This is a genomic window from Halopseudomonas nanhaiensis, from assembly GCF_020025155.1.
In the GTDB taxonomy this organism is placed as follows: Bacteria; Pseudomonadota; Gammaproteobacteria; order Pseudomonadales; family Pseudomonadaceae; genus Halopseudomonas; species Halopseudomonas nanhaiensis.
In genome coordinates, this window is record NZ_CP073751.1 from 2,597,000 (window position 1) to 2,609,881 (window position 12,882).

Consider the following 12,882-nt stretch of genomic DNA (forward strand, 5'->3'; position numbering starts at 1 on the left):
CGGGCCGGGCTGTCGAATGAGTCATAGTTCCCGCGCTGCCGGATCCATCGCCTGCTGCGCACGACGCTGGTTGCGATCCTCACGCGGGGTAATACCAAAACAGTTGCGGTACGCACTGGAGAAGTGCGGGCCCGAGGAAAAACCACAGGACAGCCCGATCTGAATGATCGACTTGCTGGTCTGCATCAGCATCTGACGCGCACGGTTGAGCCGCAGCTCGAGGTAGTACTGGGACGGCACGCTGTTCAGATACTGCTTGAAGATGCGCTCGAGCTGACGGCGGGACACACATACGTGGCGTGCAATTTCGTCCGTTGTCAGTGGCTCCTCGATGTTCGATTCCATCAGGATCACGGCCTGGGTCAGTTTGGGATGGGTACTGCCCAGCCGATTGCGCAGCGGCACGCGTTGACGCTCGCTGCCATCACGGATGCGCTCGACGATCAGATCTTCGGCTACCAGCGCGGCAAGGTCCTGGCCATGGTCTTCAGCGAGCAATGCCAGGAACAGATCGACCGTCGCCTGAGCGCCGCTGCTGCTCAAGCGTCCGCGATCCTGTTCGAACAGCTGGCTGGTCGCCGTTACAGCGGGGAAGCGTTCCTTGAAATCATCGATAAGCCGCCAATGCACGGCGCAGCGATGTTCATCAAGCAGGCCGCTCATCGCCAACGGTACGACGCCGCCCTCCAGCGCACCCAGGCCAACCCCATCCCGAACCAGGCCCCGCCATTGCTGTTGCAGCGGAGACGAGACCGAATCGGGAAGTTGTTGCGCATCCGCAGCAAGCCACAGCCGGGAAAGCGGGCCGCTGAAAGCGCTCCAGGAAGAAGCCGGCAGATGCCAGCCTTCTTCGGAGATGATCGGTTGCTCATCGAGGGTGTAGCAGCGCACCGCGTAGCAGTCGTATCCGGCCATGCGGTTGGCTGAGCGCAGGACGGACAGCCCGGGCATGATGGTACCGGGGTGCGTGCCGGGCCATAGCACGAATGCGATGTTTCGCAGCTCAGAGGCCATCCATAGCTCCGCGCAAGCTGGTGGACACGAATACGCTCCGATTAACCTGAATCAGGATGAAGGCGCATTGTGCCACAAGCCGGCGACAGTGGCATCGGCCGCAATTCGCAAAAACCGCACCCTGACTGGCGCGGCCAGCGCGCCTCAGAGACCGGCTGTTTCCATTTTCTTGACAGCCAACTTGACCATCTCATCGTAGATGACCTGCGGATTGGTCTGTTTCGCAGCCCAGGCCTGACGTCCACTTTCATGGGGCAGGATCATGAACCGATCGGCTTCACTCTCTTCGAGAATGATGTTGGCGATGTCCGCCGCCGTTATGGGCGAGTTCTTCAGCAGCTGGGCTACCTGCTCCTTCGATGGACTGTCCGGCCCGCGATAGGAGTCGAGCAGATTGGTCTGGAAAAAGGAGGGGCACACCACGTTGACCTTTACGCCAAGCGGTTGCAGCTCGACCATGAGGCTTTCAGACAAGGCAACGACTCCGGCCTTCGCCACGTTGTAGTTGCTCATCCCCGGGGCCTGCATCAGCGCTGCCATGGATGCGATGTTGATGATCCGACCGCTGCGCTGCTCCATCAACATGGGCATGAACGCCTTGCAGCCCTTGACGACGCCCATCAGGTTGATACTGATCTGCCATTCCCAGTCTTCGAGGGTGAGGTCCCAGAAAAAACCTCCGCTGGAGACGCCCGCATTATTGATCAGTACATCGACACCGCTCATGCGTTCCTGGCAGGTCTGAGCCAGGGCCGCTAATTGGCTGAAGTCGCGAACATCACATCGTGCTGTGAACCCCCAGGCGCCGAGCGCCTCTGCCATCGCCAGGGTCTCCTTCAACCCTTCGGTATTCATGTCTGCCAGCGCCAGGCGCGCGCCTGCTTTGGCGTAGCGCAATGCCAGCTCGCGTCCAAGCCCGCTGCCCGCCCCGGTGATCACTACTCTCTGGCCGCTGTTATGCATGGTTGCCCCTTAGCGACGCGGCTGGCCCACGCCACAGAATTATTGTTGGTCGATGCAATGCCAGACCAGTCTAACGACTAGGACTCGGTGCTACCGAGACGAAGCGCAATAATAAGTGCCGCGAATGGCGTTGAGTAACCAGCGTCGCTGCTCTCAGGGGTCGACGCCCTCCTCGGGGCATCCTCCACTCTCGCTGGGCAGGCGTTCAAGATAGTTTCGACGATACCGATCTTCTCCCATCGCCTGTATCTGCTCTTCTATCAGAAGATCGAACGGTCGAAGAAGCGGCTGGAAATGCCCCTCCGGCTCAAGCACTTCCAGCGCTGCGACACCGGCTTCGATCGTTGATAGCGCACCGGGAACCGGCGCCTTGCGCAGCCGATATCGGCTGGCCACACCAGTGGGAAGGGCCACCTGCTGTAGCGCGCGCAACACAGGATTTAGATGCAGCAGCTTGCGAGCCTTGCGCCAGGTGCCGTCGAGCAGCACCAACTGATGAGGCCGCGGGTCATCGACCTGGATCAGGGCGGAGGCAGACGGTCCGGGGAACAGCAGCCGCGTGCAGCGGGCGCTGTCTATCAGTCGCGTGTGCAGCGGTGAGTCCTCGCAGATCCGCTCCACCACATGCAGTTCCGCGTTGACCAATCCTGCAGCAAGCAACCTGGCAGTATTCAAAGCGTGATGCCGCTCGCTGGGGTGCTGGATGATCACCAGGCTGGTCGCGCAGACGACCTGTGGGATGCTTGCGCACAAGCATCGCGCCAGCGGCCGCGCGCACCGCCCGCAGCGTTTGGCTGAATGACCTTCGAGCATCTTCGGCACCGGCGGTAAAAAGCGCATCCTAACTGCGACGACGCACGCGTGCCAGCTACTACAACAACGCCATCTGCTGTCCTGGTGGCGAGAACTGCGAACAATCCAGGGGCTCCCTCCCTTCCCGCTCATTCAACCCGAGTCGCTTGATCGCCAGACTGAAGCGGCGCGCGAGCAACGCAGCAAACGGGCCTTCTCCACGAAACCGCTTACCGAATGTCGAATCGTACAGCTCCCCGCCTCGGCACTGACGCACCAGACTGAGCACATGCGCTGCGCGTTGTGGCATATGGGTATGCAGCCAGTCTTCGAAGAGCGGGGCGACTTCGTTTGGCAGACGCAAAAGAATGTAGGAGGCGCTGGTCGCTCCAGCCTGGGTAGCCGCTTCAAGTATCGACTCCAGCTCCGCATCGTTGACCATTGGAATCATTGGCGCACACATTACACCCACCGGAACCCCATGCTCGCTCAGCGTACGTATCACCTTCAGTCGAGCGGCCGGGCTGGCTGTGCGCGGTTCGAGGGTACGCTTGAGTTCGTTATCCAGCGTCGTGACGCTCACCATTACCCTGACCAATTGGCGCCGCGCCAATTCCGAGAGCAGATCCAGATCGCGCAGTACCATAGCGCTCTTGGTCACTAGCGTAACCGGGTGACGATAACGCAGCAGCACCTCGAGACACCCCCGGGTAATCCGTCGCTCCCGCTCGATGGGCTGATAGATGTCGGTATTGCCTCCCATGTGGATCGGCGCGCACTGATAGCCCGGCTTTTGCAACTCCTGCTCCAGTAGCATCACCGCATTGGTCTTGGCAATCAGCCGCGTCTCGAAGTCCAGCCCCGGGGACATGTCCCAATAGGCGTGACTAGGTCTCGCATAGCAATAGATACAGCCATGTTCACATCCTCGATAGGGATTGATGGAGCGATCGAAACCGATATCGGGGGACGTATTGCGGGCGATGATGGTTTTGGCGCGCTCCTCCCTTATCTCGGTGACGACGCGTGATTCAGGCGCTTCCTGAAACCAGCCGTCGGCTTCGGCAAGGGACAGGGTCGGGGCGAAACGATTGGGCACATTCTGCGACGTGCCGCGACCGCGAATGGGGCCGGCGATGGACATCAGTTCTCCGAAACATATACTGTCTGGATATACAGTATATGGCTGGACGCCAATCTGCTACCCCGCCCGTCGGGCAAAAAAAAAGCGATCTTCCTTTCGGGAGATCGCTAAAGGCCTTGCGAGCCATGCACGTTGAAAAGCGGGAAAGTACTCGGCGGGTCAGGGGCGCTTGGCAGCCCGTGCGGGCTTGCGGCTGTCGCGCCAGATGAACAGCGCTACACCGCCGAGGAATGCGATCATCAACCCTACGGTGAGAACGCCTGCGATAACTGTTTCGTCGATGAACATGTCGGGGGACCTCCTGAATTCGTCCACGATTCAAGAGTATCTTCACCAGCCGGGCGGGTTATTGATCAGGATCAATAATGCCGTGAATCAGCGTTTGGGCTTTTTCTTTTTGCTGCGGTGCTTTTTTGCGGGTTTGGAACTGGAAAGCGGCAGGGCCTTCTCGAACGCCGAGCGCACCCTGGCGAGGCGCGCTTCATTCAGCTCGTGCTGACGCGTCCGGCGCTCATGCTGAAGATCAATAATTGCGGGGGGTTGGGTCTGATCAGACATCGAGGCGCTCTCCAGGCTCACGCTACAAGCCTATCACCGGCTTAAACCTCGATGTCAACCAGCAGCCCCTTGGCCGGCATATCGGTAATCGTCTCAACTGGAGTATCAGGCCCTACCAGCAAGCGACTGGCGCGTCGCCGCCGGCGTCGGTCAGGAAAGCGTCCACGGTCTCGACGGCGCCTTTCCACGGGCTCGGCAGCTGCCTCGTGTACTACTTCACTGCGCACGGTCGGCTGCACTTCGCGCGACCGTTTGATCGTGTCGTTTTGTGCACCAACGGGCGGTAGCCCCGGTATCAGCATGGTTGGCCTCGCTAGCCCGCTCTCGGGCAGCTCAGAATTCAGTCAATCGTCTAGACTGTATCGACTGTAAATCCGCGTTTTTTATCCCGCTATCTGTGAATTGCTTCACGAAGTGTCGACAAATACGCGATGAGACTGGTTTTCCGGCCGGAAGGTGGCGGTGGCCGGCACTGATCGATCGGTTTACCATACCGGCCTTTTCGAACATGGGAGCAGAGCATGACCGTATTTACCCCGGGGCAACGCTGGGTGAGCGACAGCGAATCAGAACTGGGTCTGGGTACGGTGCTCTCGCAGGATGACCGCCTGGTCGTAATCCTGTTTCCGGCAAGTGGCGAGACCCGACACTACGCCGTCCGCAGCGCCCCACTGACTCGCGTGCGCTTCACGCCGGGTGACAATATCGCCCACCATGAGGGTTGGTCGCTGACGGTCAATGATGTCACCGAGCAGGGCGGGCTGCTGGTTTACCACGGGCATCGCGAAGACGGCACACCCGACAGCTTCGCCGAAACCATGCTGGACAACTTCATTCAGTTCCGGTTGGCCAGCGACCGGTTGTTTGCGAGCCAGATCGATCCGCAGGGCTGGTTCGGGTTGCGCTATGAAAGTCTGCGCCACTACGGACGCATCCAGCGTTCACCGTTGCTCGGCCTTGCCGGGGTCAGGACTCAACCTATAGCCCATCAGTTGCACATCGCCCGTAGCGTGGCTGACCGAATAAATCCGCGGGTGCTGCTCGCCGACGAAGTCGGATTGGGTAAGACGATCGAGGCGGGTCTTGTCATACACCGCCAGCTGCAGACAGGGCGCGTCAAGCGCGTGCTGATTCTGGTGCCCGAGAATCTGCAGCATCAGTGGCTGGTCGAAATGCGTCGCCGCTTCAATCTGCGCTTTGCCCTGTTCAACCCGGAGCGCTGCGACGACGCCGAGTCGAACCCGTTCGAGGAGGAACAGCTGGCACTGGTCTCGCTAGACCTGTTGCTCGCCGACGATGCCACCAGGCGCTACCTTCTGGAAAGCCAGTGGGACATGCTGGTGGTGGACGAAGCCCATCATCTGGTCTGGCACGAAGACGCTCCGAGCGCCGAATACGCTCTGGTCGAGCAACTTGCGGCGAGCATCCCTGCAGTCCTGCTGCTGACCGCCACCCCGGAACAGTTGGGACAAGCGAGCCATTTCGCCCGCCTGCGCCTGCTCGACCCGGACCGCTTCCACGATCTCGATACCTTCCGCCGGGAATCCAGTCGCTACCAGCCGGTAGCCGATGCGGTACAGAGCCTGCTTGATGCCGACCGGTTGAGTAGCGAGCAACGCGGCGTCATCCTCGAGTTTCTGGGGTCTCAGGCCGCGGCCCAGCTCGACCGATTCGTCGACGGCGGCATCGATGCAGAGCAGGCGCGAGATAGCCTGATTCGCCAACTATTGGACCGTCACGGCACCGGACGCGTGCTGTATCGCAACACCCGGGCGGCCATTGCCGGATTTCCGCAAAGGCAGCTCCACGCCCATCCACTGCCCTGCCCCGAGATATATGCCGACGTCGAAGGCCGGACAGCCTTGTACCCCGAGGTTGGTCTGCAGGACGAGTTCGAGCCGGTGGAAACCGCCTGGTGGCAGGAAGATCCGCGCGTCGACTGGTTGATCGACACGCTGAAGATGCTCAAGCGCAGCAAGATCCTGGTGATCTGCGCCCATGCCGAAACCGCGCTGGATCTGGAAGATGCCCTGCGCGTGCGCACCGGCATACCAGCTACCGTATTCCACGAAGGCATGAGCATAGTGGAGCGCGATCGCGCCGCCGCCTTCTTTGCGGACGAAGAGTTTGGCGCGCAGGTGATGATCTGCTCCGAAATCGGCAGCGAGGGTCGCAATTTCCAGTTCGCTCATCATCTGGTGATGTTCGATCTGCCCACCCACCCGGACCTGCTTGAGCAACGCATCGGGCGTCTGGATCGGATAGGCCAGCGCGAGACCATCCAGCTGCATGTACCATACCTTGAGGGGACCGCACAGGAGCGTCTTTTCCAGTGGTACCACGAAGCACTGAACGCGTTTCTGACGACATCGCCAACCGGCAATACATTGCAGCACGAATTTGGCAGCGCCCTTCTCGACCAGCTCGACCATCCGCAGGAAGCTGGCTGGGCAGACCTGCTGGAGCAGGCTGACCAGCGTCGCCAGGCATTGGAAGAGGACCTGCACAACGGTCGTGACCGACTGCTCGAGCTGCACTCCCGTGGGACCGGCGATGCGCAGGAAATGATCGAGGCCATCGAGCGACAGGATCACGATCCGCAACTGGCCATATATATGGAGAAGTTGTTCGACGTGTTCGGCATCGACAGCGAGGATCACTCCGACAACGCCCTCATCCTCCGCCCGGGCGAGCGGATGCTCGACGCCGGATTCCCGCTGGGCGACGATGAAGGCGTTACCATCACCTACGACCGGCAAACCGCACTGAGCCGCGAAGACATGCAGTTTCTTACCTGGGAGCACCCCATGCTCCAAGGTGGGATGGACCTGGTGCTGTCTGGCAGCATGGGCAACAGTTCAGTCGCGCTGCTCAAGAACAAGGCCCTCAAGCCAGGTACGCTACTGCTCGAATGCCTCTTCGTCAGTGAAGCCATAGCGCCACGCGTGCTGCAGATGCAACGGTACCTGCCGCCTACGCCGATCCGCTGCCTGCTGGATGTCAGCGGCAACGACCTGGGGGCCAAGGTGAGTTTCGACACGCTGCAGGCCCAGCTCGAGGGGGTGCCCAAGCACCTCGCCAGCAAGATCGCCAAGAGCCAGCGCGACACGGTGGAGCAGCTTATCGACCGTGCCGAAGCGCTGGCGGACGTTCAGCATCGCGAATTGGTGGACGCCGCGACCGCGCGTTTTCATGCCGAACTGGATGAGGAGATCGAGCGCCTGAAGGCGCTGCGCGAAGTGAACCCGTCGGTTCGCGAGGACGAAATCACCGCGCTGCAGGCGCAGAAGCACAGCGGCGGCGAAGCCCTGCGCCAGGCAAAGGTACGCCTCGACGCCCTGCGGGTCCTGGTGGTGGGCTGATCCGACTCAGCGCGGCTTGCGCTTCCTGCGCCGCCGCTTCGGATAGGGACGCGCCTCGCCTTCCGGGCGCGTCTTGAAGCGGCGGTGGACCCACATGTACTGTTCCGGCTGCTGCAGTATCGCTTGCTCGACCCACTGGTTGATTCGCAGTGCATCAGCCGTTTCATCACCGGACGGAAAGTTCTCCAGCGGTGCATGGATGGTCAGCTGATAACCCTGCGCGTTCGGTAGACGCGTCTGGGTGAAGGGAATAACCAGGGCCTTGCCCAGTCGCGCGAAGGTACTGGTAGCTGTCACCGTGGCGGCCTGCACCCCGAACAGCGGCACGAACACGCTGGCCTTGCGGCCGTAGTCCTGATCGGGCGCATACCAGATGGCACGCCCCGATCGCATGGACTTGAGCATGCTGCGCACGTCCTCTCTTTCCACAGCAATGGCGTCGGCGTTGTGCCGCTCGCGGCCGCGACGCTGCACAAAGTCGAACGCGGCATTGCCGTGCTCGCGGTACATTCCGTCAATGGTCGCCTTCTGACCCAGCAAGGCTGCGCCGATTTCCAGCGTGGTGAAATGCATCGACATCAGCACCGCTCCGCGCCGGGCGGCAGAAGCCTGCTGCAGATGTTCGAGCCCTTCGATATGAGCCAGGCGTGCCAACCGCTTGGGCGGCCACCACCAGGCCATGGCCATCTCGAACAGCGCGATGCCATTGGACTCAAAATTTTCCCGCAGCACCTGGGCGCGGCGCTCGTTCGACCATTGCGGAAAACACAACTGCAGATTGGTCTCGGCAATGTGCCTGCGCTCGGGCATGACGTGGTACATCGCTCGACCAAGCAGGCGCCCGACCGCGAGAATCGTCGGGTACGGCAACTGAATGCACAACCAGAGTAGACCCAGCCCGGCCCACATCGGCCAATTCCGCGGGTGAAGCATGGCAGCGCTGAAACCGGGGTGACTCATCCGACCGTCCATCGAGGCAAAAAACGCATTCTACCCAAGCCGGACGCGGCTTGCGATCAGCGTGGTCAATCTATATAAGTGTGCCCACAAACCGTGTTCCGTGGATGTGACATGACAGCTGATTCGAATCTTGACCTGCTCGATAACGAGCCCGTATTCCATCTCAAGGGCGGCATGCTGACCATGACGCTTATAGAACTGGTACGCCAGGAACCGGAGCGCTTCGCCCGGCAGCTCGCGGAAAAGGTCGAACAGGCACCGAATTTCTTTCAGGATACGCCAGTAGTGATCAGTCTCGACAAGCTCGGCGGTCAGCTTGACGGTCCTACCCTGGCGCATCTCCTGCGTATTTGTCGCGAAAGCGGTCTGCAACCGGTCGCCTTGCGCGGTGCGGAACACTTCCGCCCGCTGGCTCAGGAATCCGGCCTGGTGCTGATGCCTCCAGGTCGTGGACGCGAGAAGGCAGTGGAGATCGAGCCCGAGCCCAGGCCGGCAGCCAGGCGCGAAGCCGAGCCGCAGCAGTCGGCGACGGAAAGCCTGCCGGGTCGCATCATCACCCAGCCGGTTCGCTCCGGTCAGCAGGTCTACGCCCGCGGCGGCGACCTGGTCGTGCTCGCGCCGGTCAGCGCCGGTTCGGAACTTCTCGCAGACGGCAATATCCATGTCTACGGTCCGTTGCGGGGACGCGCCCTGGCGGGTGTCCGCGGCAACACCGAGGCGCGGATTTTCTGCCAGTCGCTGGAAGCCGAGCTGGTATCGATCGCGGGGCATTACAAGGTCGCCGAGGATCTGCGACGCCAGCAATGGAAGACAGCCGTACAGATCGGGCTGGACGGCGACACCTTGAAGATAGTGCCCCTTTGACTGATACTGTGCAGCCATTCGGGGGTGCCCGCTGTTCGTGGCCTATGGCCGTTTTCCAGGCCCTTCCCTACCCGTTCGCAGTGACGCGCTCGACGCTGCAATCCGGCGCGTCCTTACATCAATAACAACTCCGACAGGAAGATCATCTTGGCAAAAGTCATAGTCGTCACATCAGGCAAGGGCGGCGTGGGCAAGACCACCACCAGCGCCGCCATCGGCACCGGACTCGCGCTGCGCGGGTTCAAAACCGTGATCGTCGACTTTGACGTCGGCCTGCGTAACCTGGATCTGATCATGGGTTGCGAGCGTCGGGTCGTTTACGACTTCGTCAACCTCATCAATGGCGATTCGAACCTGAATCAGACGTTGATCAAGGACAAGCGGTCCGACAACCTGTTCATCCTTCCCGCCTCGCAGACCCGCGACAAGGATGCACTGACCCAGGACGGCGTGGAGCGCGTGCTCAACGAGTTGAAGGAAACCTTTGACTACATCGTCTGCGACTCTCCGGCGGGGATCGAGAAGGGTGCGCACCTGGCGATGTATTTTGCCGACGAGGCTGTGGTCGTCACCAATCCGGAAGTGTCCTCCGTACGTGACTCCGATCGCATGCTCGGCTTGCTGGCGAGCAAGTCCCGCCGCGCCGAGTCCGGTGAGAAGATCAACGAGCACCTGCTGCTGACCCGTTACAACCCCGAGCGCGTAGAGAACGGTGAAATGCTGTCTGTCAGCGACGTGGAAGACATCCTGTCCATTCCGCTGCTGGGCGTCATTCCCGAGTCGCAGGCCGTGCTCAAGGCATCGAACCAGGGAATCCCGGTCATCATGGACGACAAGAGCGACGCCGGTCAGGCATACAGCGACGCAGTCGATCGTCTGCTCGGAGAGGAGAAGCCCCACCGCTTCCTCGAAGCTCAGAAAAAGGGTCTGCTGCAACGCCTGTTCGGAGGCCGCTGATGAGCTTCTTCGACTATTTTCGTGACCGGAAAAAAACCACGTCTCCTGCGTCGATAGCCAAGGAACGTCTGCAGATAATCGTCGCGCACGAGCGTGGTCAACGTTCGCAACCCGACTACCTGCCGCAGTTGCAGCAGGAGATCATCGATGTGATCAGCAAATACGTGAAGATCGACCGTGACCAGGTCCATGTCGCGCTCGACAATCAGGACGACTGTTCGGTGCTGGAGCTGAACATCACCCTACCGGAACGTACCTGAGAGTACAGACGATGCCGCCCGCCGCGGGCGGCATACGGACCCTTACCCCATGCCGCTGACTCATATCGGGATCGTCCACCACGACCCCACCTTCCTGATCGTCGACAAGCCCACCCTGTTGCTCTCCGTGCCCGGCCGCGCCGAGGACAACAAGGACTGTCTGATCACCCGGCTTCAGGAGAACGGCTATCCTGAAGCGCGGATCGTGCACCGGCTCGACTGGGAGACCTCAGGCCTGCTGGTGATTGCCCGCGACCCCGGCGCGCACCGCGAGCTGTCCCGCCAGTTTCATGACCGTGAGACGGAAAAGACCTATGTCGCCCTGTGCTGGGGGCACCCCGCCGAGGATGCCGGTCACATTGATCTGCCGCTGCGCTATGATCCGCCCAACAAGCCGCGGCACATCGTCGACCATGAACTGGGCAAAGCCGCACAGACCTTCTGGCGGGTGACCGAACGGTACGAGCGCCATAGTCGTGTCGAGCTCACCCCGATCACCGGGCGTTCCCATCAGCTGCGCGTGCATATGCTCTCGACCGGCCATCCGTTACTGGGAGATCGGCTGTACGCCGAGGGCGCGGCCCTGGAGGCTTGCCCCAGGCTGGCCCTGCACGCTGCCCGGCTGGGAATCAGGCACCCGTTGAGCGGTGAGAGACTGACGTTCGACAGCCCTGCTCCGTTCTGAGCTGTCACCATTCGAGGAATCGCATGACACATACCGCAACCAATCAGGACCTGGCAGACTTCATACAGTCTTCGCCAACGCCCTTCCACGCCACCGCCAGCCTGGCAGCACGCCTCGCGCTGGCCGGCTTCGAGCAGCTCGACGAGCGGGAAGAGTGGGCTCTAGAGACAGGGGGGCGTTACTTCGTCAGCCGGAACAACTCATCGCTGATAGCGTTCACAATGGGCGATGCGGGCGCGCTGGAGCGCGGTATACGCATGATTGGCGCGCACACGGACAGCCCGTGTCTGCGGGTGAAACCGCAACCTGAAATCAATCAGCAGGGCCTGTGGCAGCTGGGAGTGGAAGTCTACGGTGGCGCGTTGCTTGCGCCCTGGTTCGACCGCGACCTGTCGCTTGCCGGCAGGGTAACCTTTCGCACAGCCGAAGGCGCATTGCACAGCGAGCTGGTCGACTTCAAGCGCCCGATTGCGGTGATTCCCAGCCTGGCGATACACCTGAACCGGGGCGTGAACGACAATCTGTGCATCAACCCGCAGACTCATCTGCCCCCCGTGCTGGCCATGGCACTGGATCCAAGCCGCGATCTGCGCGCGTTATTGCTCAGTGAGCTGACGCAACAGCACCCGGACTGCCAGCCCGCCCAGGTGCTGGATTACGAACTGAGCTTCTACGACACCCAGCCTCCGGCGACCATCGGGCTGGATGGAGACTTTTTCGCTGCAGCGCGGCTGGACAACCTGCTGTCCTGTTTCGCTGGCCTCACCGCATTACTTGCTAGCAATCAGCGCGAAGCCTGCCTGCTGGTGTGTACCGATCATGAAGAAGTCGGCTCGACATCGCTATGCGGCGCCGACGGCCCCTTCCTGGAAGATGTGCTGCACCGGATCGTGCCGGATCGCACTACGCGCGGTCGAACCGTTCAGCACTCCATTCTCGTATCAGCCGATAATGCCCATGCAGTACACCCCAATTTCGCTGACCGTCACGACGCCAATCATGGCCCGCGGCTGAATGCGGGGCCGGTGATAAAGATCAACAGTAATCAGCGCTACGCTACCACCAGCGAAACGGCGGCACTGTTCCGCGATCTGTGCGAACAGGCCGGCGTGCCAGTGCAGAGCTTCGTGGTAAGAAGTGACATGGGTTGCGGCAGCACGATCGGCCCGATCACCTCCAGCCGACTGGGTGTGCGCACGGTCGATATCGGGGCGCCGACGTTTGCCATGCATTCCATTCGGGAGCTGGCAGGCAGCAGGGATCCGGACTATCTCATCCGGGTGCTGACGCATTTTTGTGACCGCGCGACTCTGATCTGAACAG

At 61.2% G+C, this 12,882-nt stretch carries 13 protein-coding genes; 6 read left to right on the top strand and 7 right to left on the bottom strand.

Features of this window, described 5'->3' with window-relative positions; all coding sequences use genetic code 11:
• Positions 1-21: 21 nt before the first annotated feature.
• The 6 genes from KEM63_RS11695 to KEM63_RS11715 all read right to left on the bottom strand — a co-directional run bounded on the left by KEM63_RS11695 (position 22) and on the right by KEM63_RS11715 (position 4,471).
• Positions 22-1,014, bottom strand: coding sequence for a GlxA family transcriptional regulator (locus KEM63_RS11695; protein WP_223651836.1), 993 nt, complete (start codon positions 1,012-1,014; stop codon positions 22-24).
• Between the two features lie 144 nt (positions 1,015-1,158).
• Complete coding sequence (locus tag KEM63_RS11700; RefSeq protein ID WP_223651838.1) at positions 1,159-1,977, bottom strand: SDR family oxidoreductase; 819 nt, start codon at positions 1,975-1,977, stop codon at positions 1,159-1,161.
• 153 nt (positions 1,978-2,130) lie between these two features.
• Positions 2,131-2,790: a tRNA-uridine aminocarboxypropyltransferase gene (locus tag KEM63_RS11705; protein WP_223651839.1), complete on the bottom strand. Its 660-nt coding sequence runs from the start codon at positions 2,788-2,790 to the stop codon at positions 2,131-2,133.
• A 58-nt stretch (positions 2,791-2,848) separates the two neighbouring features.
• The gene (locus tag KEM63_RS11710; RefSeq protein WP_223651840.1) at positions 2,849-3,913 is read right to left on the bottom strand and encodes a PA0069 family radical SAM protein; all 1,065 of its coding nucleotides are present in this window, start codon (positions 3,911-3,913) and stop codon (positions 2,849-2,851) included.
• Between the two features lie 159 nt (positions 3,914-4,072).
• Positions 4,073-4,201 carry a cytochrome c oxidase subunit CcoM gene (gene ccoM, locus KEM63_RS16950; protein WP_267461145.1) on the bottom strand — a complete coding sequence of 43 codons (129 nt, stop codon included), beginning with the start codon at positions 4,199-4,201 and terminating at the stop codon, positions 4,073-4,075.
• 87 nt (positions 4,202-4,288) lie between these two features.
• Positions 4,289-4,471: a hypothetical protein gene (locus tag KEM63_RS11715; RefSeq protein ID WP_223651841.1), complete on the bottom strand. Its 183-nt coding sequence runs from the start codon at positions 4,469-4,471 to the stop codon at positions 4,289-4,291.
• 521 nt (positions 4,472-4,992) lie between these two features.
• On the opposite strand from KEM63_RS11715, the gene rapA reads away from it, so the two are divergent.
• Positions 4,993-7,833, top strand: coding sequence for an RNA polymerase-associated protein RapA (gene rapA / locus KEM63_RS11720; RefSeq protein WP_223651842.1), 2,841 nt, complete (start codon positions 4,993-4,995; stop codon positions 7,831-7,833).
• 6 nt (positions 7,834-7,839) lie between these two features.
• Here the strand turns inward: rapA and KEM63_RS11725 are convergent, their stop codons facing one another.
• Positions 7,840-8,793, bottom strand: coding sequence for a lipid A biosynthesis lauroyl acyltransferase (locus KEM63_RS11725; protein ID WP_223651843.1), 954 nt, complete (start codon positions 8,791-8,793; stop codon positions 7,840-7,842).
• Positions 8,794-8,904: 111 nt separating this feature from the next.
• Between KEM63_RS11725 and minC the strand changes: the two genes are divergently transcribed.
• From minC to KEM63_RS11750, 5 genes are all read left to right on the top strand, one after another.
• Positions 8,905-9,657 carry a septum site-determining protein MinC gene (minC, locus tag KEM63_RS11730; protein ID WP_223651844.1) on the top strand — a complete coding sequence of 251 codons (753 nt, stop codon included), beginning with the start codon at positions 8,905-8,907 and terminating at the stop codon, positions 9,655-9,657.
• A gap of 147 nt (positions 9,658-9,804) precedes the next feature.
• On the top strand, positions 9,805-10,614 hold the full coding sequence (gene minD / locus KEM63_RS11735) for a septum site-determining protein MinD (protein ID WP_223651846.1): 810 nt from the start codon (positions 9,805-9,807) through the stop codon (positions 10,612-10,614).
• A complete protein-coding gene (minE, locus tag KEM63_RS11740; RefSeq protein WP_223651849.1) occupies positions 10,614-10,874 on the top strand; it encodes a cell division topological specificity factor MinE in 261 nt (86 codons plus the stop codon). Before minD ends, minE begins: the two co-directional genes overlap by 1 nt.
• 49 nt (positions 10,875-10,923) lie before the next feature.
• Positions 10,924-11,559, top strand: a complete 636-nt coding sequence (locus KEM63_RS11745; protein ID WP_223651850.1) for an RluA family pseudouridine synthase — start codon at positions 10,924-10,926, stop codon at positions 11,557-11,559.
• 23 nt (positions 11,560-11,582) lie between these two features.
• A complete protein-coding gene (locus KEM63_RS11750; RefSeq protein WP_223651851.1) occupies positions 11,583-12,878 on the top strand; it encodes a M18 family aminopeptidase in 1,296 nt (431 codons plus the stop codon).
• Positions 12,879-12,882: the final 4 nt, after the last annotated feature.

Coding starts and splice junctions, on each gene's coding strand:
- rapA (WP_223651842.1), top strand. CDS start 4,993: ATGACCGTATTTACCCCGGGGCAACGCTGGGTGAGCGACAGCGAATCA.
- KEM63_RS11695 (WP_223651836.1), bottom strand. CDS start 1,014: ATGGCCTCTGAGCTGCGAAACATCGCATTCGTGCTATGGCCCGGCACG.
- KEM63_RS11725 (WP_223651843.1), bottom strand. CDS start 8,793: ATGAGTCACCCCGGTTTCAGCGCTGCCATGCTTCACCCGCGGAATTGG.
- KEM63_RS11710 (WP_223651840.1), bottom strand. CDS start 3,913: ATGTCCATCGCCGGCCCCATTCGCGGTCGCGGCACGTCGCAGAATGTG.
- KEM63_RS11750 (WP_223651851.1), top strand. CDS start 11,583: ATGACACATACCGCAACCAATCAGGACCTGGCAGACTTCATACAGTCT.
- KEM63_RS11705 (WP_223651839.1), bottom strand. CDS start 2,790: ATGCTCGAAGGTCATTCAGCCAAACGCTGCGGGCGGTGCGCGCGGCCG.
- KEM63_RS11700 (WP_223651838.1), bottom strand. CDS start 1,977: ATGCATAACAGCGGCCAGAGAGTAGTGATCACCGGGGCGGGCAGCGGG.
- KEM63_RS11715 (WP_223651841.1), bottom strand. CDS start 4,471: ATGTCTGATCAGACCCAACCCCCCGCAATTATTGATCTTCAGCATGAG.
- minC (WP_223651844.1), top strand. CDS start 8,905: ATGACAGCTGATTCGAATCTTGACCTGCTCGATAACGAGCCCGTATTC.
- KEM63_RS11745 (WP_223651850.1), top strand. CDS start 10,924: ATGCCGCTGACTCATATCGGGATCGTCCACCACGACCCCACCTTCCTG.
- minE (WP_223651849.1), top strand. CDS start 10,614: ATGAGCTTCTTCGACTATTTTCGTGACCGGAAAAAAACCACGTCTCCT.
- ccoM (WP_267461145.1), bottom strand. CDS start 4,201: ATGTTCATCGACGAAACAGTTATCGCAGGCGTTCTCACCGTAGGGTTG.